The following is a 26034-nucleotide window of genomic DNA, read 5'->3' as shown; positions in this document are numbered from 1 at the left end:
CATTCTCGACCAGGCGCGGGCCGCATAAGCGCATTGTGTTGCGCTGTCAGGCGACAATCAAATCAAGCCCCTGCTCCTTGAGTGCGCGCAGGGTCTGCGCATCGGGTTTGCGGTCGACGATCACGCCCGCAGCCCTCTCTGCGTCTCGAATGCGCATTGGCGTGAGCCTGCCGAATTTGCTCGAATCGAGGATGAAATAGGCTTTCTGCGCCATATCGATCATTGCCGAACGCGTTTCCGCGCCAAGGCGGGTGAAATCGGTGACGGCACCGTCTGTCGTCAGGCTTCCAGCACCGATAAAGGCCATATCCACGCGCAACGCCGATATGCCTCTCAGCGCATCAATGCCTCCGATGGCTTCTTCACGCGGGTCGATTTCACCGCCAGGCATGTGCACGCGGATCTCGGGTTGTCGGCACAGAAGCTGCGCTATGGTCAGGCTCGGCGTGAATACGGTGAGGGAACGCCTCTCCTTCAGCCCATTTGCCACGGCAAGTGCCGTGGTGCCACTGTCGAGCAGAACCACCATGCCGTCCGACACGAGACTTGCGGCAAATGTGCCGATGGCTGCCTTGCCAGCGGCATTCTCTCCCTGCCGGAAGCTAAGTGCCGGCTCCTCGTCTTCAAAACGCGCTGCGCCTCCGTGGACCAGGTTCAGTGCGTCGCCATCGGCAAGTACCTTCAGGTCGCGCCTTATGGTCTCGCGCGAAACCTGAAATAGACGAGCCATTTCAGCGATGGAAACGACGCCTTTCTCACGCACATGTTTCAGAATTATCGCCTGGCGTTGATGTGCAAGCGTGCGACCGGAAGAGACAGTTTCTTTGTTCATTCCGTCAATTTCGCCCATTGGCAGTTGTGTTGCAACTTGTTGCAATATGCGGAGATCCAGTTTGAGCCCCTCTCCAATTTGGTAGAGGCGGGAGGGTGCTGGCTGCATCAAAGTTGGACGGAACCCTCATTGTCTCACAGGTCGCCAATCACCTGGCTCCAACATCCGCGCTTACCGGGAACCTCATGAAACCGTTTACCGAGTCCCTCATCCGCCAACCGGACTTCGACACCTACTACGCCGAAGAGATCGAACCCGAGTTGGCGCGCCTGGAATCGCACCGAAAAACGCGCATGCGTCTGGTTCTGACCCTTGCAGCTCTGGGCGCGGTCGGACTGGGAACTGTTGCGGCCCTCGCCCTGGCCGGTCAGTCGGAGAGTTTTTCGGCCCTTGTCGCCTTCACACTCGGCTTCGGCTGTCTGGTGGGAGCCGGACTGGCCTATCGGGGGCTCTGCGACCGCTACAAAAAGGTTCTTGTTGGAAAGGTCTGCACGTTTCTGGGGCTGGACTACACACTTGGAAGCTTCGATTTCCCGCTCAGGCGTTTCACCTCGCTCCTGCCGTTTTACAAGAGCGCCAAACTTGAAGACCGCATCAGCGGGCATGTGAACGGCGTCGATTTCGAGCTGTGTGAGGGGAAGTTCTCGAAGAAGGAATCGAAATGGCGTGCATTGATGCTGATCTTCAGCTTCGAAAAGGCATTTGAGGGGGAAACCTCGGTGGTGGCAGACACCAGCTGGATCGGCAACGCGATCGAAAGCCTGCGCCAGAAAGGTCAGCGTGTTGCGCTTGAAAGTCTGGAGTTTGAGGGGCGCTTTGAAGTTTATTCCACCGACCAGCTTGAAGCCCGTTACCTTCTCACTCCCCGGTTCATGGAACGTATCATGGACCTTACCGAACGCTTCAATAACAAAAAGGGTGTGGCGCTGGCATTCTCGGATAGTCAGCTACTGGTGGCGATACGCATTGGGGCCAATGCCCGCCGTTTCGAGATAGGAAACGTATTTCACGAGGTTCGCGATGGAGCCGAGCGCGCTCGTAGCCTTGTTGCGGAAATCGAATGCATCACCGACATCATCGAGATTCTCAACCTCTCCGAGTCCAGCCATGCCTGAGGTTCCAGCTCGTCAGAACAACTGGAAGGATGCGCACACCTCTCGCACGAAGGACGCCTGGTTCATCGTATCCTGCGTTCCGCTGGGCCGCTTGCCACGTTCTGCCGCAACTTCTCTGAACGCACACATTAGACCCGGGAGAAACCAATGCATGTTTCCAGGCCCCTGTTAGCCTCGTCGATCGTAGGCGCACTGGCGATCGCAGCCGCAGTTGCGGCCCTTGCGCTTCAACAAGGCGACTCCACCTCCGCCGGCACACCAGAAGGGGTCCAATTGGTATTGCTCCCGCATGAGACCGAAGCAGGTGTTTGCAGACCTGAGCGCATAGCCAGGGTCAACAAGCAGGAGACCGGGCTCCATGCCGTTTACGGCGAAACCCGTCTTGTCGATGCCCGCGACGAAACAGCGACGGAACTGCCCCTGCAACTGGTCTTCAGCGGCTGGAACAGTGAGGGAATTGCCGAAGACCGAGTCACCACGGGGATAAACACCGAGACGCGCTGTGCAGACCTGAAAATCCTCTACACGGTCAAGGAGTGCCTCTATGACGAGACGCGCCCCGAACCCATGGCGTGCCCCGAGATCGAAATCACAGGAGAGGGGTTTTCATTGTTGCGTGTCGGGGAAGATCGGAGCCAGGGCCTGCCGCAGCCGGATTGATCTGTCGCGCATGATCTCGTCATCTAGCAATGTCACAGGGGCGAATGTCGCTCCCCCTCGCCGACGTTCGCTCGTGCCGTAACCAGTACCAGATCCCGCCATAAACCATGGCAGCGACTGCAAAACCCGTAAAGGCTGCATAGTTCAGGTCGATCCCGACAAAAACCACACTCACGCCAACGCCGAGATTCAGCGAAAAAACTGCGGATGCAGCGCTGAGGTTGCGCCATAGCAAAGCGGCCAGAACAGAAGGCAGAAAAACCACCAGAGAACTGAATGCAGCGATAATCGAGTTCAGCAGCGGCCCCATAGCGTAGGCGACCACGCTGAGAATGATGAATAAAAGCAGGACGATGAAGCGAAGTTGACGCAGTGTGTAACGCGTGCGCTCGAGACTGGTGACGAGCGGCATGACGAATGTATCCATCGTAGACATCAGCACCGCAATCAGCATGACATCGGCGAGCCACGTCCATTCAACCGGCATGGCCATGCGCAAAACGGTTAGGACTTCGCCACCCGCATGGCCCTTGAGACCCAGCCAGACGATGCCGAGGTAACAGAAAAGACACAACGGTGCGGCAAGAAGAAATGCCATGCGTGCGACCGAGGATGCACGGGCACTTGCCATTCTTTGCCAATTGTCGATTGCCAGCACGGCGCTTACCGGGATGAACAGCCATATTCCCACGAGAAGAGGCAGCTTGTAGGGCCCAAGATCGAACACGTTCTCCAGGTGCGGTGCGCTTCCCACATTCGCCAGTGTGAGCACAACAATGCCCACAAGGATGACCGCAGCCTGAAAGACATCGGTTTCCGTGGCCACACGATAACCGCCAATCGCGGTGTAAAGTCCCGTGAATGCGCTCGCCAGAGCAAGCGCAAACAGGTTGGAAACCGGCAAGATGGCAGCCAGTATCGCGGCGAGTGCCAGCAACTGGACCGCCGTGCGCAGCAGGAAAACAAACGCAATCGGGATCCAGATCGCCAAAGGTCTGCGCACATCGTGCGTTGCCACAATGAGGTCGACCAGCCCGTAAACGCCATACTCGTTCGATTTTCGGTGAACTGCCGGCGCGATGGCCCCGCATATCACAAGACCGAGTGCATAGGCACAGGCCAAAGAGACACCCAGGACCGGGCTCGCATCCGAAAAGAGCAGCAACGCGACAAACGTACCGGCACCTATATTGCCGCACACGATACCGCACACAGTGGCAAGCAAGCCGGTGCGGCCGGAATTGTAGATGAAATCCGCACGGGTGGAATGGCGTGCGCGAACAAGCGCATAAACCAGCGGAGCGAACAAGATGAATATTGCGGGTCCGACTTGGGATATGTCTTCCGTCAAGAACATACCGGTTGGTTATCACTCGGGGGCGCCACTTTGCCAGCTATACTTTTGCGGACACGAAACTGATTTTTGCTTTCAAGGCGCATAGCCCCCCTCATTTGGGGGACGCAGGGTTGTTCCCCTCCCGGTAGCACTGAACACCCATAACAAAAGGATATCTTCGGCAGGCGGCACACAGAATGATCACGACCATATTCATCATTGCGGCCGGAATACTCGCATTCATTTATTTGCAGAACCGCCTGGCAGCGGCGAAAAATGCCGTGGCTAGCGGCCTGTCGGGCATCGATGTTCAATTGAGGCGGCGCCATGATCTGATTCCCGCCCTCGTTGAGGCGGTGCGTGGAGCCATCGCGCAGGAAAATCGTGTCTTTGATGTTCTAATGGAAGCGCGCCGGGCTGCAATGAATGCGCGCAGCAACGATATCGAGACAGTCGAGAAGGCAGAGGCTGAGCTTTCGGTGGCACTGCGTACCTTCCTTGCGTATTCGGAAGACACGCCCGAGATCAGCTCGACGGCCAATATACGCAAGTTGCAAAAACAGCTTGAGGAAACCGAGGATCAGATCAGCGCGGCGCGGCGCCTCTACAATGCGAATGTCGAACGCTACAACACGCTTCTGGATGCCATCCCGTCAAACTGGATTGCCCGTTCGATGGGGCTGATCCACGCCAGACCGTTCGCTCTGGCAGCAGCGGAATCCGATCGCGTACGCGCCATGCCCGAAATCGATCTGCGGGAAAATGGCTCTTGAGCGGAAGACGTCACTGGGATCCCTTCGAAGGCGAAATCGAAGTCGAAGCGCCTGACACCACCAGCTTCCATCCCGGGCTGGTGCTGCCTGCCTGGCTGAAACGGATGCCACTCCCGGCAGTGATGCTCACACTTGCATGGACGATGATCGCCGGACTGGTCGGCGACGGCTTTCCTTTCATCCCCGTCACCTTCACCACCATAGCCTTCGCTTCGATCTTTCTCGTGGATATGCTGGAAAACAAGGACGGTCGCCAAACACTCCGGCGCATCCGCATCGCACAAGCCAGGGGATGGTCCTACACCGGGCGTTTTCTGCAATGGCAGATTGAAAGAACGCCCATTCGCAGGTCAAACGGAAACTACGAGCGCCGCTCTCAACGTGTAAAACCGCCACGCCTTGAAAAGATCGAGGCGCGCATACCCGAACTGACCAGGCTTCAGACCGGAGCTTATATGGGCGCGCGACTGGATGGCGAGTTCTGGGGCGCAAGCAGGAAGGACGGTCTGCCCCTTTGGATCGCACTTGGCGCCATGCAGATGGAAACTGCACTCGGCCCCCCGCGAATTGCGCAGAGATGCACATGGCGGCAGCGGTGGCTACGGCCAGTTCTTTTCACTGATCGGCGCATACCAGATCAGTAGAAAAACCGGTATCCGGGCGGTCATTCGCCCCGAAAACATCCTGCACAAGGGCCCCCTTGATCGCGACATCAAGACGGAATCGATAGACTTCAACGAGAGATTTCACATTTCAGGACGCCCGCTTGGGAGACACGACGAAAGCGACGTGACCCTGCAGGTCCTGCAGATCCTCACTCCTGCAACGCAGGCGACGATGCTGGAGCTTGCCGCCCGGTTTCACAATGTCGGCTTCATCGTGGAAAACGACGTTCTGTTCTTCATGGCGCAGGACCAACTTGTCGGCGAAAGCGCCTCCGAGGGTGGCATCGACCGGCTGTTGCCTGAAGTATTGGAAGAGTTTGAAACCGCGAAACTTTCCATCAGGCACTACGTCGAATAACCCGAATTGAAAGCAACTCGCTCACCGCATCTGCCGACCATGTTGCGATGAGAATCGTTGCGCCATCACGCGCCTTGGCGCATTGATGCGCAATACAGGACGACCAAAATGCCATTCGTGCCGTTCAGATCGAATTCACAAAAAAACTGGTAAAACACCCCAAAGCTGTTTCAAGTGCACTGGGTGCATGACTGGCCTTGGGGGGAATTGAACATGCATGCCGAATTTCTAGTTGGCATGGACAACCAGCCATTGCTTTTGCGCAAATGGACGGTGGATTCCGGTTCGGGATCAGCGCAAAACCACGGGGCTGTCTTCCTGGGACACAGCCAGCCGACCCACTCAGGCATGCTGTCCGATCTCGCCAGGGCCTTCAACGCACTGGGCTGGAATGCCTATTCCGGCGATGTGCGTGGACATGGAAATTCCACTGACCATCGCAACTGGCTCGGCCACCTTGACTACGAAAATGGCTGGCAGCGGGCGGTCTCGGATATGCGTCTGTTCTACGAAAAATGCTTCACCGGCATCCCCTGGGAGCACCGGCTGATCGTGGTGCCCAACATCACCGCTCTGTTGACCCTGGAAGTGCTGAAGACTTGGCCGGATCTCGCCCACCACATTGTCCTGATTTCGCCACCGCCAAACCAGCGCGCCATCGCCATGTTTGGCAAGACATTCTCTCAGACGCGGTGCAAACTGGGCTCTTCAGACACACCTGACGAACAGTCTCTCCATCATCTCTATGCCTTTCTCGGATCCCATCTGAAGGAACGCCGTCATCCTGCGGACGTCATGAGTGCCGACCGTACACTGATCGACGCGGTGATCAGCGACCCGCTGGGCTGGCCGACCCCCACACCCGCCTATTGGTACAATATTTTCTCGGGCATGCTTTCTGCGTGGAAATGGCCAAAGAATGCGTCGGTGGTACCGGGCACACGCTGTCTGGTCCTGTTCGGCGGAGAGGACGCGATGCTGCGAGACGGTGGTTTTTTACCGCCAGTTGAACGATTTCTCGAACGCGTCGGGTTTGATGATATTGCCTCTGCCAGGGTTGAAGGGGCGCGCTCGGCACTGTTCCTCGAAGAAAAACGCTTCGGCATTGCAGAGCGGATTGCCCGGTGGGTTGGCGAGGAGTGGCATCCCGAAGAGGGACACGATGAAATCGGTGTAGCCGAGCTGACTTCGAAACTCCTTGAAATGACCAGCAGTCTCGGTGCGTCTGCAGAACTCGGTCCGGGTGAACTGGTCGAGCTGTGCTACAACGCCATCGACAATGAAAGTCTCTGGAACGAGATCATCTACCGCATGATCTATGAAGCAGAGCGTTCTGGAGAACTGGCGGAAGCGGAGCTCGACAGGCGCATCCTGTCGCTGATGCCGCATTGGGAGCGTTCATTCAACCTCAACCGACAGGTGATGATGAATGCCACGCTTGGCGTTCTGCTTCAATCGGTCATCGAACGCCTTCACATCGGCGTTGCGATTCTCGACAGCGAAGGCGAGTTGCTGCATTCCAACCGGACCTACTTCGAAGCGCTCGCCCGGCTGTTCCCGCACCGCACACCCACCGCCAGTGACGAACGCATCGTAAGCCAGCTCACTCGAGATCTGTTATCGGGAGAGCTGACAGATCCGACGAACCGAAAAGGCAGCACCGAAACGCTGATTGTCCATGACGACGTCCCGGTTGGCTTCCGCTTCCACCCCGACGCCCTGAAACAGACAAGCCTGCAACGTCAGGGACCGGCCTCCGTTCTCGTGCTTCGCACCAGCCTTGAGCAAGGGCTTGAAGCCGATGCGCGTATTGCATTGGTCGAGCTCGCCTACGGCCTGACCGGAAAGGAAGCCGAGATCGCACTCCTGATCGCAGGGGGAAAAACACCCGAAGAGGCCGCGGAAACCATGGGCATCCTGGTGAGCACCGTGCGCGGTCATCTCAAAAAGGCGTACTCGAAAATGAACGTCCACACGCAGTCGGAATTAACCTCCCGCATCCTGTCGGGGCCGGTAGGTTGGCTCGGCTAGCAGCAAAAACACCGACAGGGGCCACCAGCCTTCACAACTGCATCAACTGAAACGTCTGACCGGCCGATAGGCAGGGTCTGGCTTCTGGCGTCTCGCCCGACAAAGCCGCTTTTGCAGCCATTCAGCGGTTGGGATTCGCGAGATGCGACATGATACGCAGTGCGTCCCCCATACTCAGCCCCATTTCATCACAGGCGCCAGAAGCGTTGGCCGCACAGGCGGCCAGAGGCCATTCATACGAGTATTGAGGCAGCCCCAGAAGATGTAGCGCTTCATGAGGCGTAAGGTCCGCTGCAGCGCCTTTGCAGCCGAATGCCGCAGCACATGCCCACAGCTCGTCCTCTTCCCGGGTGAAAGAAGCAATTTCAGCACTGGTGAATCTGTCTCCGGTCGGTGCCCCCTCCTGATTGCCCCTCACCTCCTCTTCGTCAAACGACATACCGCCAGCGTTTTCTCCGACCTCATCCTCAGTGAACGACATGTGCCCCCTGTTGGGGGTGGCCGCCTGTGTCTGGTTCGAGCCCTCTTTCTCTCGTTTCAGATCCGGTTCACCAAACTGGTTTCGGTATTCTTCAAGCGCTGTTTCGGCCCTGTTGTGCCCCGTCAGAACCAGCGCTTCATCCTGCGAAACGGCCAATCCCTCGCACCCCAACCCCGCCGCGCAGGCCAGTGCATCCTGCTCGGTGACAGCTTCCTCCTCGGTGAAGCTCATGGTGGCTTGTCCCCAGACAGGCAGCACTGACACTGCAACCAGAAGCGCCGGCGTTGCGACAGAAGTGAGCGAGCGACAGAAGCTCATTGTGGAGGAACCTCGATTGCAAAGCGGTCAATCTCAAAATGACTTTCGCCGGGCACCGCCTTATGCCCGTGACCACCCAACAGACTGGGGGCACCGGACAGCCGGAGCACCGAGATCGCTTCAGTGGTGTAGGAAAGCGTCTCACCGCCCCCGGGCATCTGCAGTTGAATGGATCCTGTCATTTCCCTGCCACGGCGCTTGAGAGCAAGGCGTGCACCGTTCTGCCCCAGCGCCTTCAGAATGGCATCCCCCTGGGCCCGCCCGGTAGCACCGCACATATTGTCGGCCCATGGCCCATCAAGCAGGTTCGTGTCAAAGGAAGTCGTCTGCGGATCGTCTTCCGTGCCGGATATCCTGATCAGCGAGAACCTGAACTGCGTTCCGCACCCAGTCGGTTCCAGCCATACATAGGCTCCGATCTGTTCGTGCGCAGCGCCAAAAAGCGAAAGCATCATCAGCTCGCGTTTGGTCTGCACGTCGATCTTGAAATCGACCACGAAATCGAAATCCCCTTTGGGAACGGGACGGTCAAGGATCAGGCGATTGGTCGCTTCAGGCTTTCTGAAGTGTGGCTCTTTGCCCAATGCAGCCAGGAACAGTTGTCCCTCCGGCGTAAACGCCATGAGCTCCTCAACGGGGTTTTCCACGCGCCAGTCGGGATGAAGTACCGGACCGTCAAACGTGTCCTCGAACACCGTCTCTGCATTGCTTGATGGGGCTGGCTGAGGCGCCGGTGCTGGAGTTGCGTGCGCAGCTTCGCGAACAGCCTCGTTCACAGCAGCCACAAAGCTGCGTGCATCGTTTGCCGGATAGTATGTTCCATTGCCGTTCTCAGCGATGCACTGTAGCGCGGCATGCTCCTGGGCGCTGAGGTCAAACCCGACAACATGGACCCGCGTATCGATCCCGGCTTCCGCCAACCGGGCTGCCGCAGCACATGGATCGCCACCACAGGTCTCCAGCCCATCCGAAATCAACAGCACGCTGGAAGACTGGCCGGATGCCGGCATCGCCGACGCTGCCTGTTTCAATGCACCGGCAATGGGCGTTTTGCCCAGCGGAGAAATCCCTTCAATTGCGGGAATGAGCTGGCCTGGCGCGTAATTGGAAACCGGATAGAGCACCTCCGTGTCGCCGCAATCCCCCTTGCGCCGATGGCCATACGCCATGAGACCGACATTCGTGGCTGGATCGAGGTCACCCATGATCCCCGTGAGGGCCTCACGTGCGGTGGCGATCTTGGCCTCCCCCTCGACCTGTCCCCACATCGAACCTGAGGCATCGAGGATGACAAGGAGATTGCGACCGTCGGGGTTGATGCCATTGCCAGGCAGGTCCCCTTCCTCCATCCCCGGTACGACCACCGGCTCGGGCACAACAATCGGCGCCTGGCTTTCCTGAGCACCGGGCTCGGTCGGATTTCCGCATGCGAAGGCACAGGGGATGGGAATACCCGCACTGTCGAGGGTCACTTCGGGTCCCGTCTGCCGTCTGAGGTCAATGCCAAGGTCGGCGGCCATATTGGCCAGCGACCAGTCATTGTTGACGGAATAGATATCAGAGATCTGCCAGGCGTTGTCGGGCGCAACCTGCACGAGCGCATAGACGAACTCCTGCCGCGCACCAAAATTATCGAGCGTCACACGCACCTGCGCTGCGCCGCGCAGGATCGGTGTTCTGGGATCGGCATAGACGCGGAGATTCGTGATCTCGAAGTCCTGGGCGTTGTAGATCGGATCGAAACCGAGCCTCCCCTGCAATCCATCCACCGCAAGAGCATCGACGACATATGGAGCCGCGGCCCGTGCATCGTTGAGCAGGGGGCCCTGCATGGTGTCCAGATGGGTCATGTGTGCGGCGATGAACTGCCTTACAACTTCTACTGCCGCATTGACGTCCTGCGCGTTGGCGCTGCCGCTGCTTGCAGTCTGCAGTGCAGCAGCAACACAGAAAACAACGAGCCTTAAACTACGAAACATTGCCGGAATCCCCATTATCATGCCCACCATCAGTCACGCGGTGCCGAAATCGAAAAATGATCAAACTGGGCGACCGTCTCCCCCTTCCCCGCTCGCTGGAACTGCCCCAGCATGAATGCGGGCTTTCCGGCATAGGTGGTGCGCGCAACCCTGTGCGTGGTGGCTGTGAGCGGTCCGCCGGGATAATCGCCGAAGGCGGGCAGGTCGAGGTCCACTCGCGCGAAACTGAGTATCCCCCGCCGAGACAGGGTCAGTGAAAACCCGGATTTACTGAGATGCTCCAGAATGACGTCACCGATTTCACGGTTGCCTGCATCACAGTAGCTGGAGAGAACGGGCCCCTTGTCGAAAAGATTGTCGTCGAACTCGCTCGTCAACGGTTTTTCGGCACCCTGAAGGAGCTGCCGGTTCACGATCCTGAGGCTGAGATATTTTCCACAGCCGCTCGTATTCACATACAGATTGGCAGCAAGAAAATTTGACGAATCCTCGTACAGGCCGAGCCAGATCCCTTCTCTTCCCGTTTTGGCTTCTAGAACTCCCTTCAGAGTCATATCGAAATCGCCTTCCGGGGTCCCGTTCAGCCGGAATATGTTCTTGCTGTTCTCCTTGCGAAAATCATCCTGACCACCCGTGGCGATCTGGTAGATGACACCGCCTTCGACGACAAATTTCTCGAGATCTTCCCCGATAACCTCCCATCGCGGCCCCAGAGCGTCACCATCGAAGTCGTCCTGAAATGACTGCGATAGGATTGCGCCGGCGCCATCACCGCTGCCGCTCGTGTCTGAACCCGCTTGCCCCCGTCCTACCTGCTTGCCCGAGGTCTGCGAAGGATTGCCAGGTGAGAGCTGTGCTGCGCCAGTGCTGCCACTGCCAAAGGACCAGCCGTCTCCCCATATCTGCGTGATCAGCGGGCGACCGCTCGCTTGAGAAAGGGCAAATGAAATCTGCCGGACCTGCCCGCCGGATTCCACCTCTGCATCGATGACGATCCGTCCCGAGGGCTGATCTGCAGCCATCCGCAGTTTAAAATCGTCGACGCTGCCCTCCGAGGCACCGACAAGAGGACGAAACCCGCCCTCACCTCCGGAAATTTCGTCGATCAGCTCGGGCGCAAGAAACGCCCGGAACGACGTCATGACATGACCTCCGGTCTGGAGGCCGGCACCCTGCTGCTCCATCATGGAGTGGATCGTGTAAAGAGACAGAACCACACTTCGTGCGGTGGTTTCGTCAGGCACACCGTTCTGCGCACCTGCCCCTGTCGTCGACATCGCAGCGACCAGCACCGCCGCGAACAGCATGCGGATCAATAATGACGCCTTGCGTATAAACTGCCGGATCATCTGGCGGGTTCTCCATCCGTAACATCGATGAGTCTCCCGCAGTTACATCGGCCCGAACCGGATGCCGTCCCTCAAATGGGGGAGACGCAATCAACCTTCTGAGTTTCTCCTGCATCGGCTGATGACAGGTTGACGAAATCTTCAACGCCTGATCGACGTCGGGCCAGCATCGCATTCATGTTCAGCAGAGCAACGAATTGCTATATCCTCTGCAGGAGGATAGTATAGGACATGAACGATACCGAACTCAATCACGCATCTCACCCGCAGATCGTCAAACGCCTGAAGCGCGCTGAAGGCCATTTGCGAGGCGTGGTGGACATGATCGAGTCAGGCCGTCCCTGCCTCGAAATTGCGCAACAGCTGCACGCTGTGGAGAAGGCGATAGCGCAGGCCAAGAGGACCCTGATCCACGATCATCTCGATCACTGCCTTGAAGGTGTTTCAGGACCTCTGGACCGCCAGCAGCGTCGGTCCGTGGATGAGTTCAAAGAGATCGCGAAGTATCTGTGATGCTTTCGCTGTTGAAAAACCGCACCTATCGGCACCTTTTTCTGGCCCAGATCATCGCCTTGGTCGGCACCGGGCTTGCCACCGTCGCGCTTGGTCTCCTGGCTTTCGAACTGGCCGGGGAGAGCGCCGGCGCAGTTCTTGGCACGGCCCTCGCCATCAAAATGCTCGCCTATGTCGGGGTGGCCCCCATCGCATCCGCGTTGTCGGACCAGCTGCCTCGCCGCAACGTTCTGGTTGCGCTTGATCTGGTTCGGGCGGGTGTTGCTGCGTTTCTACCCTTCGTCACGGAAGTCTGGCAGATCTACCTTCTGATCTTCGTGCTGCAGTCAGCATCCGCGGCCTTCACCCCCATCTTTCAAGCCACCATTCCCGACATACTGCCAGTCGAAAAAGACTACACCCGCGCGCTTTCCCTTTCCCGCCTGGCATATGATCTGGAAAGTGTCGCAAGCCCCGTTCTGGCGACCGTGATGCTTGCCTTCATGGCATTCCACAATCTCTTTGCAGGAACAGTTTTGGGGTTTCTTGTCTCAGCAGCCCTTGTTTCAGGCGTCGTTCTCCACAGCCCCAAAACGTCGCGCCGTCGCGGGCTTTATGAGCGCACCACGCGAGGCATACGCATCTACCTCGCGACCCCGCGACTGCGTGGCCTCCTCGCGATCAACCTGGCCGTGTCTGCAGCGGGAGCACTCGTCATCGTCAACACCGTGGTTTACGTTCAGGGTGTCTTTGGCCTCGACAACCGGGCGACCGCATTCGCTCTGGCTGCGTTCGGCGCTGGCTCGATGACGGCGGCTCTTGCATTGCCGGGCCTGCTCGAGAAGGTCTCCGACCGCAGTGCAATGCTCGCCGGAGCATCCCTTCTGACAATCGGTACGCTGAGCGCGTCGGTGCTACCAGGTTATGGCTGGCTGTTGCCCTTGTGGTTTTTGATTGGAGCAGGCTTTTCCACGGCACAGACCCCGGCTGGACGACTTCTCAAACGCTCTGCAAACTCCGAAGATCGCCCGGCGCTGTTTGCAGCTCAGTTCGCACTGTCCCATGCCGGCTGGCTGATCGCCTATCCACTTGCCGGCTGGGCCGGCGCGACACTCGGTCTTCCCGTAGCGGCCGTCCTGCTCGCTTCCCTCGCTGCTGCGGCGATTGCCTTAGCCTTTGCAGTCTGGCCATCCGGCGATCCCGGGGGACTGGAACACGTTCATGACGATCTTCCCGCCGACCATCCACACCTGCAGGATGCCGACGGAGATCGTCGTCACACACATGTTTACGTGATTGATGACCTTCATCGGCAGTGGCCGGGAAACGTCCCCGCCCACCCCAACGGCTGAGGGGCGCCCAACAACCGGTACAGCGCCTCCCGCCGCTTCATGCCCCTGCATCCGCAATGCGAGAGCTTGGCACGGTGATCTCATCAAGCACGATCTTCAAACTGCGCACAAGCTGCGCGGAGGTCTTGCGCTCGAACTGGGTGGTGAAACCGAACGCACTAAGGGCAGAATCGGTCTGGCGAGCTTCGCTGCAAGACGCGTGAAACGACCAGATCCCGGTCGCTCTGGCAATATCCGCCACATTGTCCATCGAAACGCCAGACCCCGCCATGATTTCAATTCGGCCCCGGGCATGTCGCTGCATCAGCCCAAGCTCTGTGACGCCCTCGATGACCGTCAAAGCCCCGCCCGAGGTCAGAATTCGCTCAAAGCCGAGAGAAATCGCGGTCTCGACTGCCGCCAACCGGTCATCGACCGTATCGATAACGCGATGCAGCGTGCGCCCCATGCCATCACTTGCTGCGCAAAGAGCCGCAAGTGACACCTCATCGAGCGTGCCCTGGGGCGATGCAGCACCCAGAACCACACCGGCGAGCCCCGCTTCTCGAGCCGCTGCGATATCGTCCAGCATCACGCCAATCTCACGCTCGCTGAAACAGAAATCGCCCTGACGCGGCCGGATCATCGCGTAGGCGGGGACCCCGCATTCCGCCGCCGCCCGCATCAGACCATGTGACGGCGTCAGTCCGCCAAGCGGCAGCGCCGAGCAGAGTTCAATCCGGTCCGCCCCGCCCTCGACACAGGCCATCAAGCCTTCAAGCGTGTCCACGCAAACTTCAAGCGTTGCCCGCATTGTGTTCCTCTCTTGCAAAGATTGCAGCGCCCACCAGCGCCTTTTCGGCCCCGCCCCTGACCGGGACAAGCAGACGTTCGCCGCGCTCGATGAGACAGCGCTGACGCACTTCGACATCGAGTGCGCTCATCAGGGTTTCATCCTGCGCCAGCCCCCCGCTGATCGGGATGATGGAGGGATCGACCAGGTTGACGGTGTTGGCCAGAGCCCCGCCCACAATGTCAAGAAACACGTCCACCGTTCGGGTCGCCCTCTCCTCGCCGGACCGCCATGCCGCCAGGATCCCAAAACTGTCACCATCGACGCCATGAAGGTAGTCGTGAAGCCGCTCTATGCCACGCGCCGCTCCCAGCGTATCGACACAGCCGACCTGACCGCAGCCGCATTCGATAGCCGGGAGAATGGTCCCGGTGCGCATGGCGCTGGCTGGCCCATGGCCCCATTCGCCGGCATTGCCGGTGGCACCCGTCATCACCCGGCCATCAAGCACCACCGCACCACCGATCCCGGTCCCGATGATCGCGGCAAGCACCTGCCGATGCCCGACGCCTGCCCCCATCTGCGCCTCGGCAAGAGCGAAGGCGTTGGCATCATTCATGACATGAACCGGACGCCCCAGATCTGCGCTCAGGTCGCTTGCGACATTTCGGCCGGTAATGCAGGGGATGTTGGCGCTGCGAGCGAGCCCCGTAGACGGGTCGATGACCGCCGCTATCGAAATACCGACTGGCGCATCGCCCGGCCCTGCCATTGCGCCGATCATCTCGCGGAACGCGTCGTAGTCGCGCGCCGGCGTTGCCTGCCTGCCACGGATGACGGGCCTGTTGTCCGATCCCATGTCGGCAACGACGGCCTTGGACCCGCCGATGTCAAAACAACATATCATTTCAATTCTTTCGTGTTTGATGGCATAAGGCCGCGAAGCCCCGAACATTGCAATACAACCGGAAAATTCCATGCCCGAAGACAAGCCCGTGCGACCCAAACGGCCAACGATTGCCGATGTCGCCAAACGGGCGGGTGTGGCGCCGGCGATTGTGTCCCGCGCGCTTTCGCCCGAACGCCGCCCGGTCTCGCGCGAGAAGCGGGAGCGCGTCCTGAAGGCGGCCGCGGAGCTTGGCTACAACCAGAATCCACTGGCGCGCGGCCTGGCCACCAATTCGCTCGACATGGTCGCGGTTATCGTCAACCACATCACGGATCTGTCCGATCTCGATCTGTTCGACCCGCTGCTTGAAGCCATCCAGGCGCTCGGCAAACAGGCTGTTATCATTCGTGTCGGCAACACCGAGAAGATCGAGGATTTTCTGCGCAACAGCGCGGCGTTTCATGTTCACGCTGCGCTCGTCTTTTCCGACTTTGCGGATGCCGAGGGCGTGCGCACGCTTTTCCACAGCGATAATGTCCTGATGCTCAACGGCCGTTTCGACGCCAAATCCGCCCACATAACGATCGACGAGGCGGCGGGCATCCGCGAGGCCGTGACACGCGCTATTGAACGCGGAGCGAAAACCGGCGCTCTGATCGCCGGTCGACAGACCTCGCTCATCGAGCAGGCCCGCATCCAGGCCTATCGCGACATCTGTGCCGAGGCGGGCCTTGCACTCGTTCTTGAATTGCAGGGCGATTATTCTTACGCGTCGGGGCTTGCCCTTGCCGGCGGCATCGAAGGCACCAGCCTTCCCGATGCCGTTTTCTGCACCTCTGACGCCATGGCCATGGGCGTGATGGACGGCTTGAGGGCGCGCGACCTTGTGCCCCCGCGCGATTATCGTCTCTACGGGTTCGATGCCGTGGTGAACGCCAATTTCAACGCCTTCGACATATCCTCGATCGGCTTTGACAAGGCAGATCTGATCCATGGAATTTCGATGTTTCTAAAGGATCCTGCCGGCTATCGCGACCATCCGGAAGTGCATGAACTGCGCACCCGTTTCGTCGAGCGCAGCACCGGCTGACACGCTGACATACGGTCAATGAGAATGCCCGCCGGCGATATTCCGCCAGCGGGCCAATCTGGTCTACCAGAGCGGGTTCAACTCCGGCGGGTTGGCGTCCTCGCCCCACCACTTCTTGTAATTCGCCTCATAGGCGCCGGACTGGATGTAGTCCGAAACGAACATGTCGAGCCAGCGCACGAAATCCGGATCGCCCTTGGCAACGGCAATGCCGATGGGGTCGTTGGAATAGAGACCCGGCACCGTGACCAGACCTTCTTCCTGTGCTGCCAGATAGTCGAGCATGGAGGAATCCTCGATGCCGGCATCAACGCGCTTCTGGCGCAGAAGCAGAACGCCATCGGGCGAGAACGTGTCCGTGTAAACCAGCTCCGCACCCGGCACTTCGCGCTTCAGGAACGCTTCGCCCGTGGTGCCGCGGCCCACGACGACGCGCTTGCCATCGAGATCGGCAAGGCTCTTGATACCAGCATCCTTCTGCGCAATGACGCGCAGTCCGGCACGGTTGTAGGGGATCGAGAAACTTACCGCCTTGGCGCGCGCCAGAGTTGCGGAGGTGTTTGCCACCACGATGTCGAGCTGGCCGGAAACCAGCATCGAAACGCGCGCATCGCCCGAAACATCGGTGAACTCCACCGGCACGCCAATCTTCTCGGCAAGCATGGTGGCAACATCGACGTCGTAGCCGACCGGATTGTTCTTGTCGTCGCGGAAGCCGATGGGCTCACCGCCCAGCGACACGCCGATGCGCACCTTGCCGCGCTCGATGATGTCATCCAGCATGCCGGCTGCCGCCGGTCCGGCGAGCGCGGCACAGGCCGCCAGCGCCACGATGGTCTTCTTCACGAGAGATTTCATTGAACTCCTCCTTTTCAGATTAGATCGGTTGCGATTGCCGCTTTTCCGGAGCGGCCATGGAAGGCTCCCAGAACCAGTAGGCAACGGTGCCCTGGCCATGGAGATTGACGACACGGTGATTGCCGTGCGTGTCGAGCGCATGGATCACCACTTCGCCGATGAATCCTGTGTCGAGCGCCAGCAGATCGTCGGCGGCGCTCTGGATCGCATCATCGAGAGACAGGCCGCATTTCATGCCATGCACGATTGCGTGCGCCGTCGCCGAACGCATGGTCATCTCGCCGGTATGCGTGCAGGCCGCCGCGCCATAGCGGCTGTCGGCGTAAAAGCCTGCGCCGGGGATCGGGCTGTCGCCCACACGGCCTGGATATTTCCACGCCCAGCCCGAGGTCGAGGTGACGGTTGCGATCCCGCCGGTCTGGTCCTGGCCCAGGAAAACGGTCGTGTCGCGCACCCGTTCCGGGTCGGTGATCGCGCCCAGAAGGCCTGACAGCGGCGTGTCGGGAAAAGCGTTCTTCTGTTCCTCGGTCATGAGGCCTTCGAGCTTCTCCCACCAGACGCGCTTGCTGTCCGGGTAGAGCATGTCGTCAGTCGTGAAACCGATTTCATCTGCAAACCTGCGAGCTCCCTCTCCGGTCAGCATCACATGGGGCAGCCGGCGCATCACCTCACAGGCGAGCGCTGCCACATGCAGCGTGCCCGGCACGGCCGCCACCGTGCCGACGGCGCGGGTCGTTCCGTCCATCACGCCGGCGTCGCATTCCATGACGCCCAGCATGTTGGGCCAGCCGCCATAGCCGACGCTGCGCACCTTCGGATCCGCCTCCACAAAGCCGATGCCGCGCACCAGTGCATCGACAGCAGATTTTCCGCTTTTCAGGTCGGTAATGGATTCAGAAAACCCGGCTTCGGCTTCGCAATTGGCAAGAAGTATCACGCGTCAGTCTTTCTTCATCTTGGTCAGGAACTGGCGGATGCGCGGAACGGCAAAGCCGCCATCCTCTGCAAAGAAACGTTCGGTAGGCATGTCGACAATGAGTTCGCCCTTTTCCAGAAAGACGATGCGGGTGGAGATGCGCCGCGCGAATTCAACCTCGTGGGTCACGAAAAGCATCGTCGTGCCACCGCGGGCAAGCTCGGCCAGAATGTCGAGCACCTCACCCGTCATTTCCGGATCCAGCGCACTCGTCACCTCGTCGAGCAGCAGGTAATTCGGGTCCATTGCCAGTGCGCGGCAGATGCCCACACGCTGTCGCTGACCGCCCGAAAGGCGCTGCGGATAGGCCTGAGCAAAATCGGCGAGCCCTACAAGCTTCAGGAGTTCGGCAGCCCGTTTTTCTGCTTCGGCACGTGATTTTTTCAACACATTGACCGGCGCCAGCGTGATGTTCTCCAGCGCCGTCATGTGCGGATAGAGATTGAAGAGCTGGAACACCGTCGCCGAGCGGCGGCGCGCCGCCGCCAGACCTGTCTTGGTCGACACATCATTGCCATCGACGGTGATGCGACCACCCGACAGGGATTCCAGCCCGTTGATGCAGCGGATCAGCGTCGATTTGCCAGAGCCGCTCGACCCCAGAATGGTCACCACCTCGCCCGGCTGGATGGTCAGGTTGATGCGTTTCAGGACGGTCGTTTCGCCAAAGCGCTTTTCGACGTCTTCAATGACAATCATGTCAGATTCCTTCCCAGACGACCGACCTGCGCAGCCGCTTTTCAATGCGCGCGCCCACACTCGCCAGAAGCTTGGCCAGCGCGTAGTAGAGGAGCCCCACCACGGTCCACACGATGAATGGCTCAAGCGTGCGCAGGTTGAGAATGTTGCCAATCTTGGTGAGATCGAACACGCCGATGACCGAGATCAGCGATGTGACCTGAAGCTGGTTCACCAGAAGCCCGACCAGCGGCCCGATGGAGAACGCGGCAGCCTGCGGCAGAAGCACGAAGCGCAGGATCTGCCAGCGCGAATGCCCATAGACCTTTGCCGCCGCCACCTGCTCCGCCTCCACCGCATCGATGCCAGAGCGGAAGATCACGAATGCAAACGCCGCCGTGTTCAGGCTGATGGTAAGCGATGCCGCCACAAACGGCGTCATGTTGATGTGAAAGAAGGCCGGCAGGCCGAAGAAGACCAGAAAGAGCTGGACCAGGACCGGAGAGTTCTTGAGAGCTTCGCTCACCGTCACAATCACCTGCCGCAGCACCGGCACGCGGTAATAGTCGACCAGGGTGAAGAGCGCCGCGATCAGCAGACCGACAAGCGTGGTGAGCGTGAAGAGCCCCACCGTGACGCCCAGACCCTGCGCAAGCAGCACCAGATCATAGGGCGTGAAATCCGCATACCTCATGCCACGCCTCCCGCATCCATCGCCCGGTTGAGCCGCCTGTGAACCGTGTTGATCAGCAGCGACAGCGCATAGGTGAGCGAGGCGTAGAGAACGAGCAGCACGAGATACACCTCGAAAGGCTTGAAGGTGGTCGAAGCCACGATCTTGGCGGTTCCCGTCAGTTCATTGATCGTGATCGTCGACAGGATCGAAGAGGTCAGAACCATGTTGATCAGCACCGAGCCCATCGGGCGTACGGAGGTGCGCAGCGCAATCGGCAGAACGATTTTGGTGAAAATGGTCCAGCGGCTGAGGCCACTCACCTTTGCCGCTTCGATCACCCCCTGATCGACCGCGAGAATGCCCGAGCGGATGACATCGGAAACAAACGCGCCGCCGATGATCGACAGGGCGATCACCCCGGTCTCGAACGCGCCGATATAGATGCCGATTTCCGGCAGGCCATAGAAGAAGAAAAAGAGCTGAACAATGAACGGCGTGTTGCGGAACACATCGCTATAGGCGAACGCAACTCCGCGCACGATCCGGTTTCCGGATGTGCGAAGCGACGCCATCAATGCCCCGATGATGACCGCCCCGATGATCGCCAGCGTGCAGGCGAGAACGGTGAGCAGAAACCCGTCGAGCATGAAGGGCAAGTGCGGCGCAAGCGTAACCCAGAGCTGATTCAACGTCCCCCCTCTCCTCAAAAAGTGAAAGCGCTTTCATTAACGTGAACGCGAGACGTTCTGTCAAGAAGACAAACATCGGTGATGCCGTTTTTTTTCCACTCACACATGGCGATACGACAGAAACCGCAAGGCTCCCCCGCACCAGGAACCAGCCGCGCCGCTCTGGCAATCGGCGCGCAAGGACCTGCTGGCTGTGAATTTTGATCGATAGTTATTGACTCACGTCATAACGATCATTAACGATCATCGCAGGGAGGATATTTTGTCAAACACACGCCACCGCTTTCCGCAGGAACGCCAGCAGCAGATGATCGACGTGATCATCGAGCGCAAGCGTGTGGGCACGGCCGAGCTGGCCGAACTCCTCAACATTTCCTTGCCCACCGTGCGAAGGGATCTCTCCGTTCTGGAGCAGACGGGCATTGTCACACGCACCCATGGCGGCGTGGTCGCGCGCGGCGCTGGTCAGGGCGATACCGAGCCACTGTTTCTCGAAAAGGTGCGCCATTTTCAGAACGTGAAACAGCGCATTGGCCAGAAGGCCGCCGACAGCCTGAAAGATGGTCAGGTGGTGTTGCTGGACTCGGGCACGACCGCACTTGCCATCGGCAGGGCACTGGCTGGACGTCGCGTCACGATCGTCACGATGGACCTGAAGGTCGCCGAAGCCGCCTCCATCGGCCCAACCGAGGTCCATATCGTGGGTGGGCGCGTGCGCAATGGCTATTTCAGCGTGGTGGGAAACTGGGCCAAGGATGCCCTGAAGAGCATACAGGCTGATGTCTGTTTTCTGGCCGCCGATGCGCTGGACGAAAACGGCATCACCACAGCCACCTTCGATGAGGCCGAGACAAAGCGCCTGGCGATATCCCGCGCAAAAAGAACCGTGGCCATCACCGATCACAGCAAATTCGGCAAACGTGCATTCGCGGAAGTCTGCGGGCTCGACGCCATAGACGAACTCATCACCGACAGGGGCGGGCAGGAACTGGTCGCCTCCTATCGGGAAATGATACCGGCCATAACCCTCGTCTGACAGACGCGGCCGACAACATGAAAGAAAGGCAAGTAATGTCAAAGTTCAAGCAGCTCTTCGGCGACAAGAAACCCATCATCTCGATGGTGCATCTTCTGCCGATGCCCGGCTCGCCCCTTTATGATGCGGATGCGGGCATTGACGGCATCGTGGCCGCAGCGCGCAGGGATCTCATCGCTCTGCAGGAAGCCGATGTCGACGCCGTGATGTTCGGCAACGAGAATGACCGCCCCTATGAGCTGCAGGTCGACACCGCTTCCACCGCCGCAATGGCTTTCGTGGTCGGTCAGTTGCGCAATGAGATCAAGAAGCCATTCGGCGTGAACGTTCTGTGGGATCCCATGAGCACGGTTGCACTTGCAACGGCAACCGGCGCGTCCTTCGTCCGTGAGATCTTCACAGGCACCTACGCCTCCGATATGGGCCCGTGGACGCCAAATGCTGGTGAGGCGCTGCGCTACCGCAACCGTCTTGGGCGCGACGATCTGGTCATGCTCTACAACGTGTCCGCCGAATTCGCCGATTCCATGGACAAGCGCCCGCTTGCCGACCGCGCCCGCTCCGCCGTGTTCTCTTCCATCCCCGATGCCGTCCTCGTTTCGGGCGCCATCACCGGCGAGGCCGCCGAGATGACCGATCTCAAATCGGTCAAGGAAAAGGTCACCGACACGCCGGTTTTGGCCAATACGGGCGTACGCCACAACACAGTGGCCGACATCCTCAAAATCGCCGATGGTTGCATCGTCGGATCCTCACTCAAGGTCGATGGGAACACCTGGAATCCGGTCGATCCGGAGCGTGCCAAGGAGTTCATGCAGATCGTCAAGACCGCCCGCGGCGGCTGATCAGAAAGACCTGGGAGGAAGACCATGGACGCTAGACAGGACACGACAGGCTCACATTTGAGGAGCCTGGGCATATTGACGGCGCTAATATTCGTTGCGCTCGCAATCGCCAGCCCGACATTCCTGTCATCGTCAAACCTTCAGTCCATGGGCTTCCAGTTCCCGGAGTTCGGGCTTCTGTCGCTCGCGGTTCTTCCGACAATGATTTCCGGCGGCATCGACCTTTCGGTCGTCGCCGTCGCCAATCTGGCCTCAATCGTGGCGGCCGTAACCATGAAGGCCGGACCGGAAGTGGCCTGGCTCGCCATTCCCGCCGGTCTCGCCGTCGGCCTTGCCTGCGGCGCATTCAACGGCTTTCTGGTTGCCTATCTGCGCCTGCCGCCCATCCTCGCGACACTGGGCAGCATGCAGCTTTTCGCCGGCATCGGCATCATCATCACACGCGGACCGGCCATCACCGGATTACCCGACTGGTATACGGCATTCGGCAACTGGACGATCGGCGGCGTTCTCCCGCTTCCGCTCGTTCTGTTTGCGCTCGTCGCTTCAGGGCTTGCCTTCCTTCTGCGCCGCACGCCGGTTGGGATGCGCCTGCGCCTCTTCGGAGCCAACCCGGTTGCCGCCGATTTCGCTGGCGTTCCGGGAAAAAGGCTGATTATCCAGATCTATGCCATTGCCGGTTTCATAGCTGCGCTCGCAGGCCTGGTGGTCCTTGCACGCGTCAATTCGGCCAATGCGGACTATGGCAGCTCCTATCTGCTGCTGGTCATCCTCATCAACATCCTTGCTGGCGTAAGCCCTGCCGGTGGCTTCGGCACCGTCACCGGCGTTGCCCTTGCGGTGATCTGCCTGCAGTTCATTTCCAGCGGGCTCAACATCCTCTCCTTCAGCGCCTTCTCCCGCGACCTGTTTTTCGGCGGCCTTCTGATCGCTGTCATGTCTTATCGCGCGGCATTCGGTTCCTTCGATGTGAAGGCGTTTTTCAAACGAAAGGCTCACCAAACATGAAAGAGCGCCTCCGCTCCCTGCTCAAAAACCTGATGCTGACGCCGGGTCTGTCCGGTCATGAAGACCGCGTCCGTCGCCGCATCGAGAAAGAGCTCTCCGATCTGCCGCTGTCCATCCGCACGGATCGCCTGGGCAATCTGATCGCCACGCTGGAAGGTGACGAGGGTGCACCTTCGGTCATGCTTTTTGCCCACACCGACCAGCTCGGTTTCATGGTGCGCAAGATCGAGGACAATGGCCTTGTGCGCATCGAACGACTGGGCGGCATTCCGGAGAAGGCCCTTCCCGCGCAGGCCGTGCTGTTCTGTGTCGGCGAAGGCCGCGATGTGCAGGGCGTGATTGCCAACAAGAGCCATCATGCCACGCCGCCGGAAGAGAAGTACAAGGTCACGCCCTATCAGGAAGTGTTCATAGATGTTGGCGCGGAGGACGCCGAAGGCGTCAAGGCGCTGGGCATCGAGATCGGAACGCCGGTGGTCTATGATCCGCGCGTCATCGAACTCAACGAGAATCGCCTTATCGGCACCTCGGTTGACGACCGGGCAGGCTGCGCGGTGATCGTCGAGGTTGCCCGCGCGCTCGCCGCAAAAGGCCCGCGCCCCACGGTGCATTTTGTCTTCGCGGTGCTTGAGGAGTTCAACCTTCAGGGTGCAATGGTCGCTGCCCGCGCGATCAATCCAGACATCGCGATCCAGCTCGATCTGGCGCTCAATGCCGACACGCCGGACATGACCCAGCGCGGTGAAGTGGCGCTCGGCAATGGCCCGGCGATGAGCCTCTATTCGTTCCACGGGCGCGGCACGCTGAACGGCACCATCCCGCACCCGGCATTGCCGAAGCTCTTCTCAGACACCGCCGCCGCCGAGGGCATCAATCTTCAGCGCACGGCCCACACCGGTGCACTGACCGACTCTTCGTATGTGCAGCTCGTCAATGAAGGCGTTGCCTGCATCGATATGTGCTTCCCCTGCCGCTACACCCACACCTCGCTCGAAATGTGCGACCTTCGCGACCTGGAAGCCCTCACGAAACTGCTGATCGCCGCGATCCGCCGGGTCGACGCCGATTTCAGCCTTAACCGGGATGACTACACCTGATGGGCTGCTATCTCGGCATCGATATCGGAACCTTCGAGACCAAGGGCGTTCTGGCCGACGGCGAGGGACGCATTCTGGCCACGGCGAAGCGACGGCACGACATGATCGTGCCACAGCCCGGCTGGGCCGAACATGACGCCGAGAAAGACTGGTGGGGCGAATTCTGTTCCATCAGCCAGGAACTGATTGCTACCGCCGGTGTTGCCCCCGATGACATCAAGGCAGTGGCGGCCAGCGGCATCGGTCCCTGCATGCTGCCGGTCGATGAAGACGGCAAGCCGCTGATGAACGCCGTTCTCTATGGCGTCGACACCCGCGCTTCCGAGGAGATTGAGGAACTGACCGCCGAGATCGGCGAGGAGACGCTGCTTGCAGAATGCGGCAACAGCCTCACCTCGCAATCGGTTGGCCCCAAGATTCTCTGGCTTAAGAAGAACAGGCCGGAGATCTACGCCCGCACCCACAAGGTCATGAACTCGTCATCCTTCCTCGTGCACCGGCTGACGGGACGTTTCGTCATCGATCACTATTCTGCGGCGTCCTCCAGCCCGCTCTACGATATCCGAACCAATCGATGGAACGACCGCTATGCGGATCGCATCATCGAACCGGAGCGGCTGCCGGAGCTTTTGTGGAGCACCGAGATTGCCGGCCATGTTACGGAACAGGCGGCGAAGGAAACCGGACTTGCCCCCGGTACGCCGGTTACGGCAGGCACCATCGACGCTGCTGCCGAGGCCGTCAGTGTCGGGGTTCTGGGAACCGGCGAAATGATGATGATGTATGGCTCGACCATGTTCATCATTCTGGTCACGGACCACCGTGTCGAAGACGGTCGGCTCTGGTATGCCCCTTGGTTGTTCGAGGGGCAGCACGCCTGCATGTCCGGCACTTCGACCAGCGGCACGCTCACCCGCTGGTTTCAGGAACAGTTCGCCCGCGAGCTGGATGATGAAGATGCGCTGCGCCTGCTCGCTGAAGAGGCAGCGAACGCGCCGGTCGGCGCCAACGGCATCGTCGTCCTTCCATATTTTTCCGGCGAACGTACCCCTATCCACGACCCCCATGCGCGCGGGATGATCTTTGGGCTGGATCTCACTCACACGCGGGCAGATGTCTATCGCGGCTTTCTTGAAGGCATCGCCTACGGCGTGACGTCAATCATCGAGACCTACGAAGCGGCCGGCGCCAAAATCGAGCGCATCGCCGCTGTCGGTGGCGGAACCAAGAACGACGTCTGGTCTGAGGCAATTTCCGACGCCAGCGGCAAGACACAGGATGTCGCCGCAAACACAGTGGGCGCGGCCTTTGGAAATGCATTTCTCGCTGCCGTCTCCGTGGGCGCAGCAGGCAGCGACGACATCCGGCGCTGGAACCCGATGGAACGCAGCATTGCTCCGCAGGAGGAAAACCGCGCCATCCACGATGTGCGCTATCGCACGTTCAAGGAATTGTACGCCCGCAACAGCGATCTGATGAGGGGAGCCCAGTAGCGGACGTCCGATGAAGCCTGACAGGTGGCCAGTCCGGCTGCCGGGGCATGTTAGAAGACCAGGAGGAGGAGTCACATGGCTTTGAATTTAAGGAAACTCACCACCGGAGTGGCGCTTGGCGCCGCGCTGATCGTCGGGGGCCGGCGCCGTTACCCACGCCCAGGACGCCAAGCACTCAATCGTTAC

26 protein-coding genes are annotated in these 26034 nt (G+C 59.7%); 14 read left to right on the top strand and 12 right to left on the bottom strand.

Going from position 1 to position 26034, the window contains the following annotated elements; translation table 11 throughout:
- Nucleotides 1–46 precede the first annotated feature (46 nt).
- Nucleotides 47–832 (bottom strand): DeoR/GlpR family DNA-binding transcription regulator, encoded by a 786-nt coding sequence (locus AB2N04_RS08255; protein WP_367718261.1) that lies wholly within the window; start codon nucleotides 830–832, stop codon nucleotides 47–49.
- A gap of 185 nt (nucleotides 833–1017) precedes the next feature.
- On the opposite strand from AB2N04_RS08255, the gene AB2N04_RS08250 reads away from it, so the two are divergent.
- Nucleotides 1018–1947 (top strand): DUF3137 domain-containing protein, encoded by a 930-nt coding sequence (locus AB2N04_RS08250; RefSeq protein ID WP_367718259.1) that lies wholly within the window; start codon nucleotides 1018–1020, stop codon nucleotides 1945–1947.
- 147 nt (nucleotides 1948–2094) lie between these two features.
- Nucleotides 2095–2607, top strand: coding sequence for a hypothetical protein (locus tag AB2N04_RS08245; RefSeq protein WP_367718258.1), 513 nt, complete (start codon nucleotides 2095–2097; stop codon nucleotides 2605–2607).
- Nucleotides 2608–2626: 19 nt separating this feature from the next.
- Here AB2N04_RS08245 and AB2N04_RS08240 read toward each other — a convergent pair whose 3' ends face one another.
- A complete protein-coding gene (locus AB2N04_RS08240; protein WP_367718256.1) occupies nucleotides 2627–3916 on the bottom strand; it encodes a hypothetical protein in 1290 nt (429 codons plus the stop codon).
- Between the two features lie 224 nt (nucleotides 3917–4140).
- Between AB2N04_RS08240 and AB2N04_RS08235 the strand changes: the two genes are divergently transcribed.
- The 4 genes from AB2N04_RS08235 (at nucleotide 4141) to AB2N04_RS08220 (ending at nucleotide 7770) form a co-directional block, all read left to right on the top strand.
- Complete coding sequence (locus AB2N04_RS08235; RefSeq protein WP_367718254.1) at nucleotides 4141–4716, top strand: LemA family protein; 576 nt, start codon at nucleotides 4141–4143, stop codon at nucleotides 4714–4716.
- Entirely contained in the window at nucleotides 4713–5360 is a 648-nt protein-coding gene (locus AB2N04_RS08230) for a hypothetical protein (RefSeq protein WP_367718253.1), read from the top strand. Before AB2N04_RS08235 ends, AB2N04_RS08230 begins: the two co-directional genes overlap by 4 nt.
- 145 nt (nucleotides 5361–5505) lie before the next feature.
- Nucleotides 5506–5739: a hypothetical protein gene (locus AB2N04_RS08225; RefSeq protein ID WP_367718252.1), complete on the top strand. Its 234-nt coding sequence runs from the start codon at nucleotides 5506–5508 to the stop codon at nucleotides 5737–5739.
- Between the two features lie 213 nt (nucleotides 5740–5952).
- The gene (locus AB2N04_RS08220; protein ID WP_367718251.1) at nucleotides 5953–7770 is read left to right on the top strand and encodes an alpha/beta hydrolase; all 1818 of its coding nucleotides are present in this window, start codon (nucleotides 5953–5955) and stop codon (nucleotides 7768–7770) included.
- Nucleotides 7771–7891: 121 nt separating this feature from the next.
- Here AB2N04_RS08220 and AB2N04_RS08215 read toward each other — a convergent pair whose 3' ends face one another.
- From AB2N04_RS08215 to AB2N04_RS08205, 3 genes are all read right to left on the bottom strand, one after another.
- Entirely contained in the window at nucleotides 7892–8482 is a 591-nt protein-coding gene (locus tag AB2N04_RS08215) for a hypothetical protein (protein ID WP_367718250.1), read from the bottom strand.
- A gap of 83 nt (nucleotides 8483–8565) precedes the next feature.
- A complete protein-coding gene (locus AB2N04_RS08210; protein WP_367718248.1) occupies nucleotides 8566–10548 on the bottom strand; it encodes a VWA domain-containing protein in 1983 nt (660 codons plus the stop codon).
- Between the two features lie 29 nt (nucleotides 10549–10577).
- Nucleotides 10578–11897 (bottom strand): hypothetical protein, encoded by a 1320-nt coding sequence (locus tag AB2N04_RS08205; RefSeq protein WP_367718247.1) that lies wholly within the window; start codon nucleotides 11895–11897, stop codon nucleotides 10578–10580.
- 231 nt (nucleotides 11898–12128) lie between these two features.
- Here AB2N04_RS08205 and AB2N04_RS08200 point away from each other — a divergent pair, with 231 nt between their 5' ends.
- Together AB2N04_RS08200 and AB2N04_RS08195 are read left to right on the top strand one after the other, a co-directional pair.
- A complete protein-coding gene (locus tag AB2N04_RS08200; RefSeq protein WP_367718246.1) occupies nucleotides 12129–12410 on the top strand; it encodes a metal-sensing transcriptional repressor in 282 nt (93 codons plus the stop codon).
- A complete protein-coding gene (locus AB2N04_RS08195) occupies nucleotides 12410–13741 on the top strand; it encodes an MFS transporter (protein WP_367718244.1) in 1332 nt (443 codons plus the stop codon). The genes AB2N04_RS08200 and AB2N04_RS08195 overlap by 1 nt, the downstream gene beginning before the upstream one ends.
- Before the next feature lie 37 nt (nucleotides 13742–13778).
- On the opposite strand, the gene AB2N04_RS08190 is transcribed toward AB2N04_RS08195, so the two are convergent.
- Together AB2N04_RS08190 and AB2N04_RS08185 are read right to left on the bottom strand one after the other, a co-directional pair.
- A complete protein-coding gene (locus AB2N04_RS08190) occupies nucleotides 13779–14534 on the bottom strand; it encodes a copper homeostasis protein CutC (protein WP_367718242.1) in 756 nt (251 codons plus the stop codon).
- Nucleotides 14518–15420: an ROK family protein gene (locus AB2N04_RS08185; protein ID WP_367718240.1), complete on the bottom strand. Its 903-nt coding sequence runs from the start codon at nucleotides 15418–15420 to the stop codon at nucleotides 14518–14520. Before AB2N04_RS08185 ends, AB2N04_RS08190 begins: the two co-directional genes overlap by 17 nt.
- Nucleotides 15421–15490: 70 nt before the next feature.
- Here AB2N04_RS08185 and AB2N04_RS08180 point away from each other — a divergent pair, with 70 nt between their 5' ends.
- On the top strand, nucleotides 15491–16492 hold the full coding sequence (locus tag AB2N04_RS08180; RefSeq protein WP_367718238.1) for a LacI family DNA-binding transcriptional regulator: 1002 nt from the start codon (nucleotides 15491–15493) through the stop codon (nucleotides 16490–16492).
- 63 nt (nucleotides 16493–16555) lie between these two features.
- Here AB2N04_RS08180 and AB2N04_RS08175 read toward each other — a convergent pair whose 3' ends face one another.
- From AB2N04_RS08175 to AB2N04_RS08155, 5 genes are read right to left on the bottom strand one after another with little or no spacing between them, the layout of a single operon-like run.
- Complete coding sequence (locus tag AB2N04_RS08175; protein WP_367718237.1) at nucleotides 16556–17350, bottom strand: transporter substrate-binding domain-containing protein; 795 nt, start codon at nucleotides 17348–17350, stop codon at nucleotides 16556–16558.
- A gap of 19 nt (nucleotides 17351–17369) precedes the next feature.
- Nucleotides 17370–18287: an isoaspartyl peptidase/L-asparaginase gene (locus AB2N04_RS08170; RefSeq protein WP_367718236.1), complete on the bottom strand. Its 918-nt coding sequence runs from the start codon at nucleotides 18285–18287 to the stop codon at nucleotides 17370–17372.
- A gap of 3 nt (nucleotides 18288–18290) precedes the next feature.
- Entirely contained in the window at nucleotides 18291–19025 is a 735-nt protein-coding gene (locus AB2N04_RS08165; RefSeq protein ID WP_367718234.1) for an amino acid ABC transporter ATP-binding protein, read from the bottom strand.
- A gap of 1 nt (nucleotide 19026) precedes the next feature.
- Entirely contained in the window at nucleotides 19027–19698 is a 672-nt protein-coding gene (locus AB2N04_RS08160; RefSeq protein ID WP_206546935.1) for an ABC transporter permease subunit, read from the bottom strand.
- On the bottom strand, nucleotides 19695–20369 hold the full coding sequence (locus tag AB2N04_RS08155) for an amino acid ABC transporter permease (protein ID WP_367718232.1): 675 nt from the start codon (nucleotides 20367–20369) through the stop codon (nucleotides 19695–19697). The genes AB2N04_RS08160 and AB2N04_RS08155 overlap by 4 nt, the downstream gene beginning before the upstream one ends.
- 262 nt (nucleotides 20370–20631) lie before the next feature.
- Between AB2N04_RS08155 and AB2N04_RS08150 the strand changes: the two genes are divergently transcribed.
- The 5 genes from AB2N04_RS08150 (at nucleotide 20632) to AB2N04_RS08130 (ending at nucleotide 25848) form a co-directional block, all read left to right on the top strand.
- A complete protein-coding gene (locus tag AB2N04_RS08150; RefSeq protein WP_367718230.1) occupies nucleotides 20632–21405 on the top strand; it encodes a DeoR/GlpR family DNA-binding transcription regulator in 774 nt (257 codons plus the stop codon).
- 35 nt (nucleotides 21406–21440) lie between these two features.
- Complete coding sequence (locus AB2N04_RS08145) at nucleotides 21441–22250, top strand: BtpA/SgcQ family protein (RefSeq protein ID WP_367718228.1); 810 nt, start codon at nucleotides 21441–21443, stop codon at nucleotides 22248–22250.
- Nucleotides 22251–22325: 75 nt separating this feature from the next.
- Nucleotides 22326–23258 (top strand): ABC transporter permease, encoded by a 933-nt coding sequence (locus AB2N04_RS08140; protein WP_367718226.1) that lies wholly within the window; start codon nucleotides 22326–22328, stop codon nucleotides 23256–23258.
- Entirely contained in the window at nucleotides 23255–24355 is a 1101-nt protein-coding gene (locus AB2N04_RS08135; protein WP_367718225.1) for a M42 family metallopeptidase, read from the top strand. The genes AB2N04_RS08140 and AB2N04_RS08135 overlap by 4 nt, the downstream gene beginning before the upstream one ends.
- On the top strand, nucleotides 24355–25848 hold the full coding sequence (locus AB2N04_RS08130; RefSeq protein ID WP_367718223.1) for an FGGY-family carbohydrate kinase: 1494 nt from the start codon (nucleotides 24355–24357) through the stop codon (nucleotides 25846–25848). The genes AB2N04_RS08135 and AB2N04_RS08130 overlap by 1 nt, the downstream gene beginning before the upstream one ends.
- The last annotated feature ends 186 nt before the right edge of the window (nucleotides 25849–26034 follow it).

This window comes from Nitratireductor sp. GISD-1A_MAKvit (genome assembly GCF_040819555.1).
GTDB lineage: Bacteria > Pseudomonadota > Alphaproteobacteria > Rhizobiales > Rhizobiaceae > Nitratireductor.
The sequence above is the reverse complement of the archived record's forward strand: the minus strand, read 5'-3'. Positions and strand labels throughout refer to the sequence as shown.

Excerpts from the sequence above, each read along its gene's own strand:
- AB2N04_RS08255 (WP_367718261.1), bottom strand. The coding sequence starts at position 832 with ATGAACAAAGAAACTGTCTCTTCCGGTCGCACGCTTGCACATCAACGC.
- AB2N04_RS08185 (WP_367718240.1), bottom strand. The coding sequence starts at position 15,420 with ATGATATGTTGTTTTGACATCGGCGGGTCCAAGGCCGTCGTTGCCGAC.
- AB2N04_RS08130 (WP_367718223.1), top strand. The coding sequence starts at position 24,355 with ATGGGCTGCTATCTCGGCATCGATATCGGAACCTTCGAGACCAAGGGC.
- AB2N04_RS08210 (WP_367718248.1), bottom strand. The coding sequence starts at position 10,548 with ATGTTTCGTAGTTTAAGGCTCGTTGTTTTCTGTGTTGCTGCTGCACTG.
- AB2N04_RS08195 (WP_367718244.1), top strand. The coding sequence starts at position 12,410 with ATGCTTTCGCTGTTGAAAAACCGCACCTATCGGCACCTTTTTCTGGCC.
- AB2N04_RS08190 (WP_367718242.1), bottom strand. The coding sequence starts at position 14,534 with ATGCGGGCAACGCTTGAAGTTTGCGTGGACACGCTTGAAGGCTTGATG.
- AB2N04_RS08215 (WP_367718250.1), bottom strand. The coding sequence starts at position 8,482 with ATGAGCTTCACCGAGGAGGAAGCTGTCACCGAGCAGGATGCACTGGCC.
- AB2N04_RS08135 (WP_367718225.1), top strand. The coding sequence starts at position 23,255 with ATGAAAGAGCGCCTCCGCTCCCTGCTCAAAAACCTGATGCTGACGCCG.
- AB2N04_RS08205 (WP_367718247.1), bottom strand. The coding sequence starts at position 11,897 with ATGATCCGGCAGTTTATACGCAAGGCGTCATTATTGATCCGCATGCTG.
- AB2N04_RS08220 (WP_367718251.1), top strand. The coding sequence starts at position 5,953 with ATGCATGCCGAATTTCTAGTTGGCATGGACAACCAGCCATTGCTTTTG.
- AB2N04_RS08165 (WP_367718234.1), bottom strand. The coding sequence starts at position 19,025 with ATGATTGTCATTGAAGACGTCGAAAAGCGCTTTGGCGAAACGACCGTC.
- AB2N04_RS08180 (WP_367718238.1), top strand. The coding sequence starts at position 15,491 with ATGCCCGAAGACAAGCCCGTGCGACCCAAACGGCCAACGATTGCCGAT.
- AB2N04_RS08235 (WP_367718254.1), top strand. The coding sequence starts at position 4,141 with ATGATCACGACCATATTCATCATTGCGGCCGGAATACTCGCATTCATT.
- AB2N04_RS08250 (WP_367718259.1), top strand. The coding sequence starts at position 1,018 with ATGAAACCGTTTACCGAGTCCCTCATCCGCCAACCGGACTTCGACACC.
- AB2N04_RS08245 (WP_367718258.1), top strand. The coding sequence starts at position 2,095 with ATGCATGTTTCCAGGCCCCTGTTAGCCTCGTCGATCGTAGGCGCACTG.
- AB2N04_RS08160 (WP_206546935.1), bottom strand. The coding sequence starts at position 19,698 with ATGAGGTATGCGGATTTCACGCCCTATGATCTGGTGCTGCTTGCGCAG.
- AB2N04_RS08200 (WP_367718246.1), top strand. The coding sequence starts at position 12,129 with ATGAACGATACCGAACTCAATCACGCATCTCACCCGCAGATCGTCAAA.
- AB2N04_RS08175 (WP_367718237.1), bottom strand. The coding sequence starts at position 17,350 with ATGAAATCTCTCGTGAAGAAGACCATCGTGGCGCTGGCGGCCTGTGCC.
- AB2N04_RS08145 (WP_367718228.1), top strand. The coding sequence starts at position 21,441 with ATGTCAAAGTTCAAGCAGCTCTTCGGCGACAAGAAACCCATCATCTCG.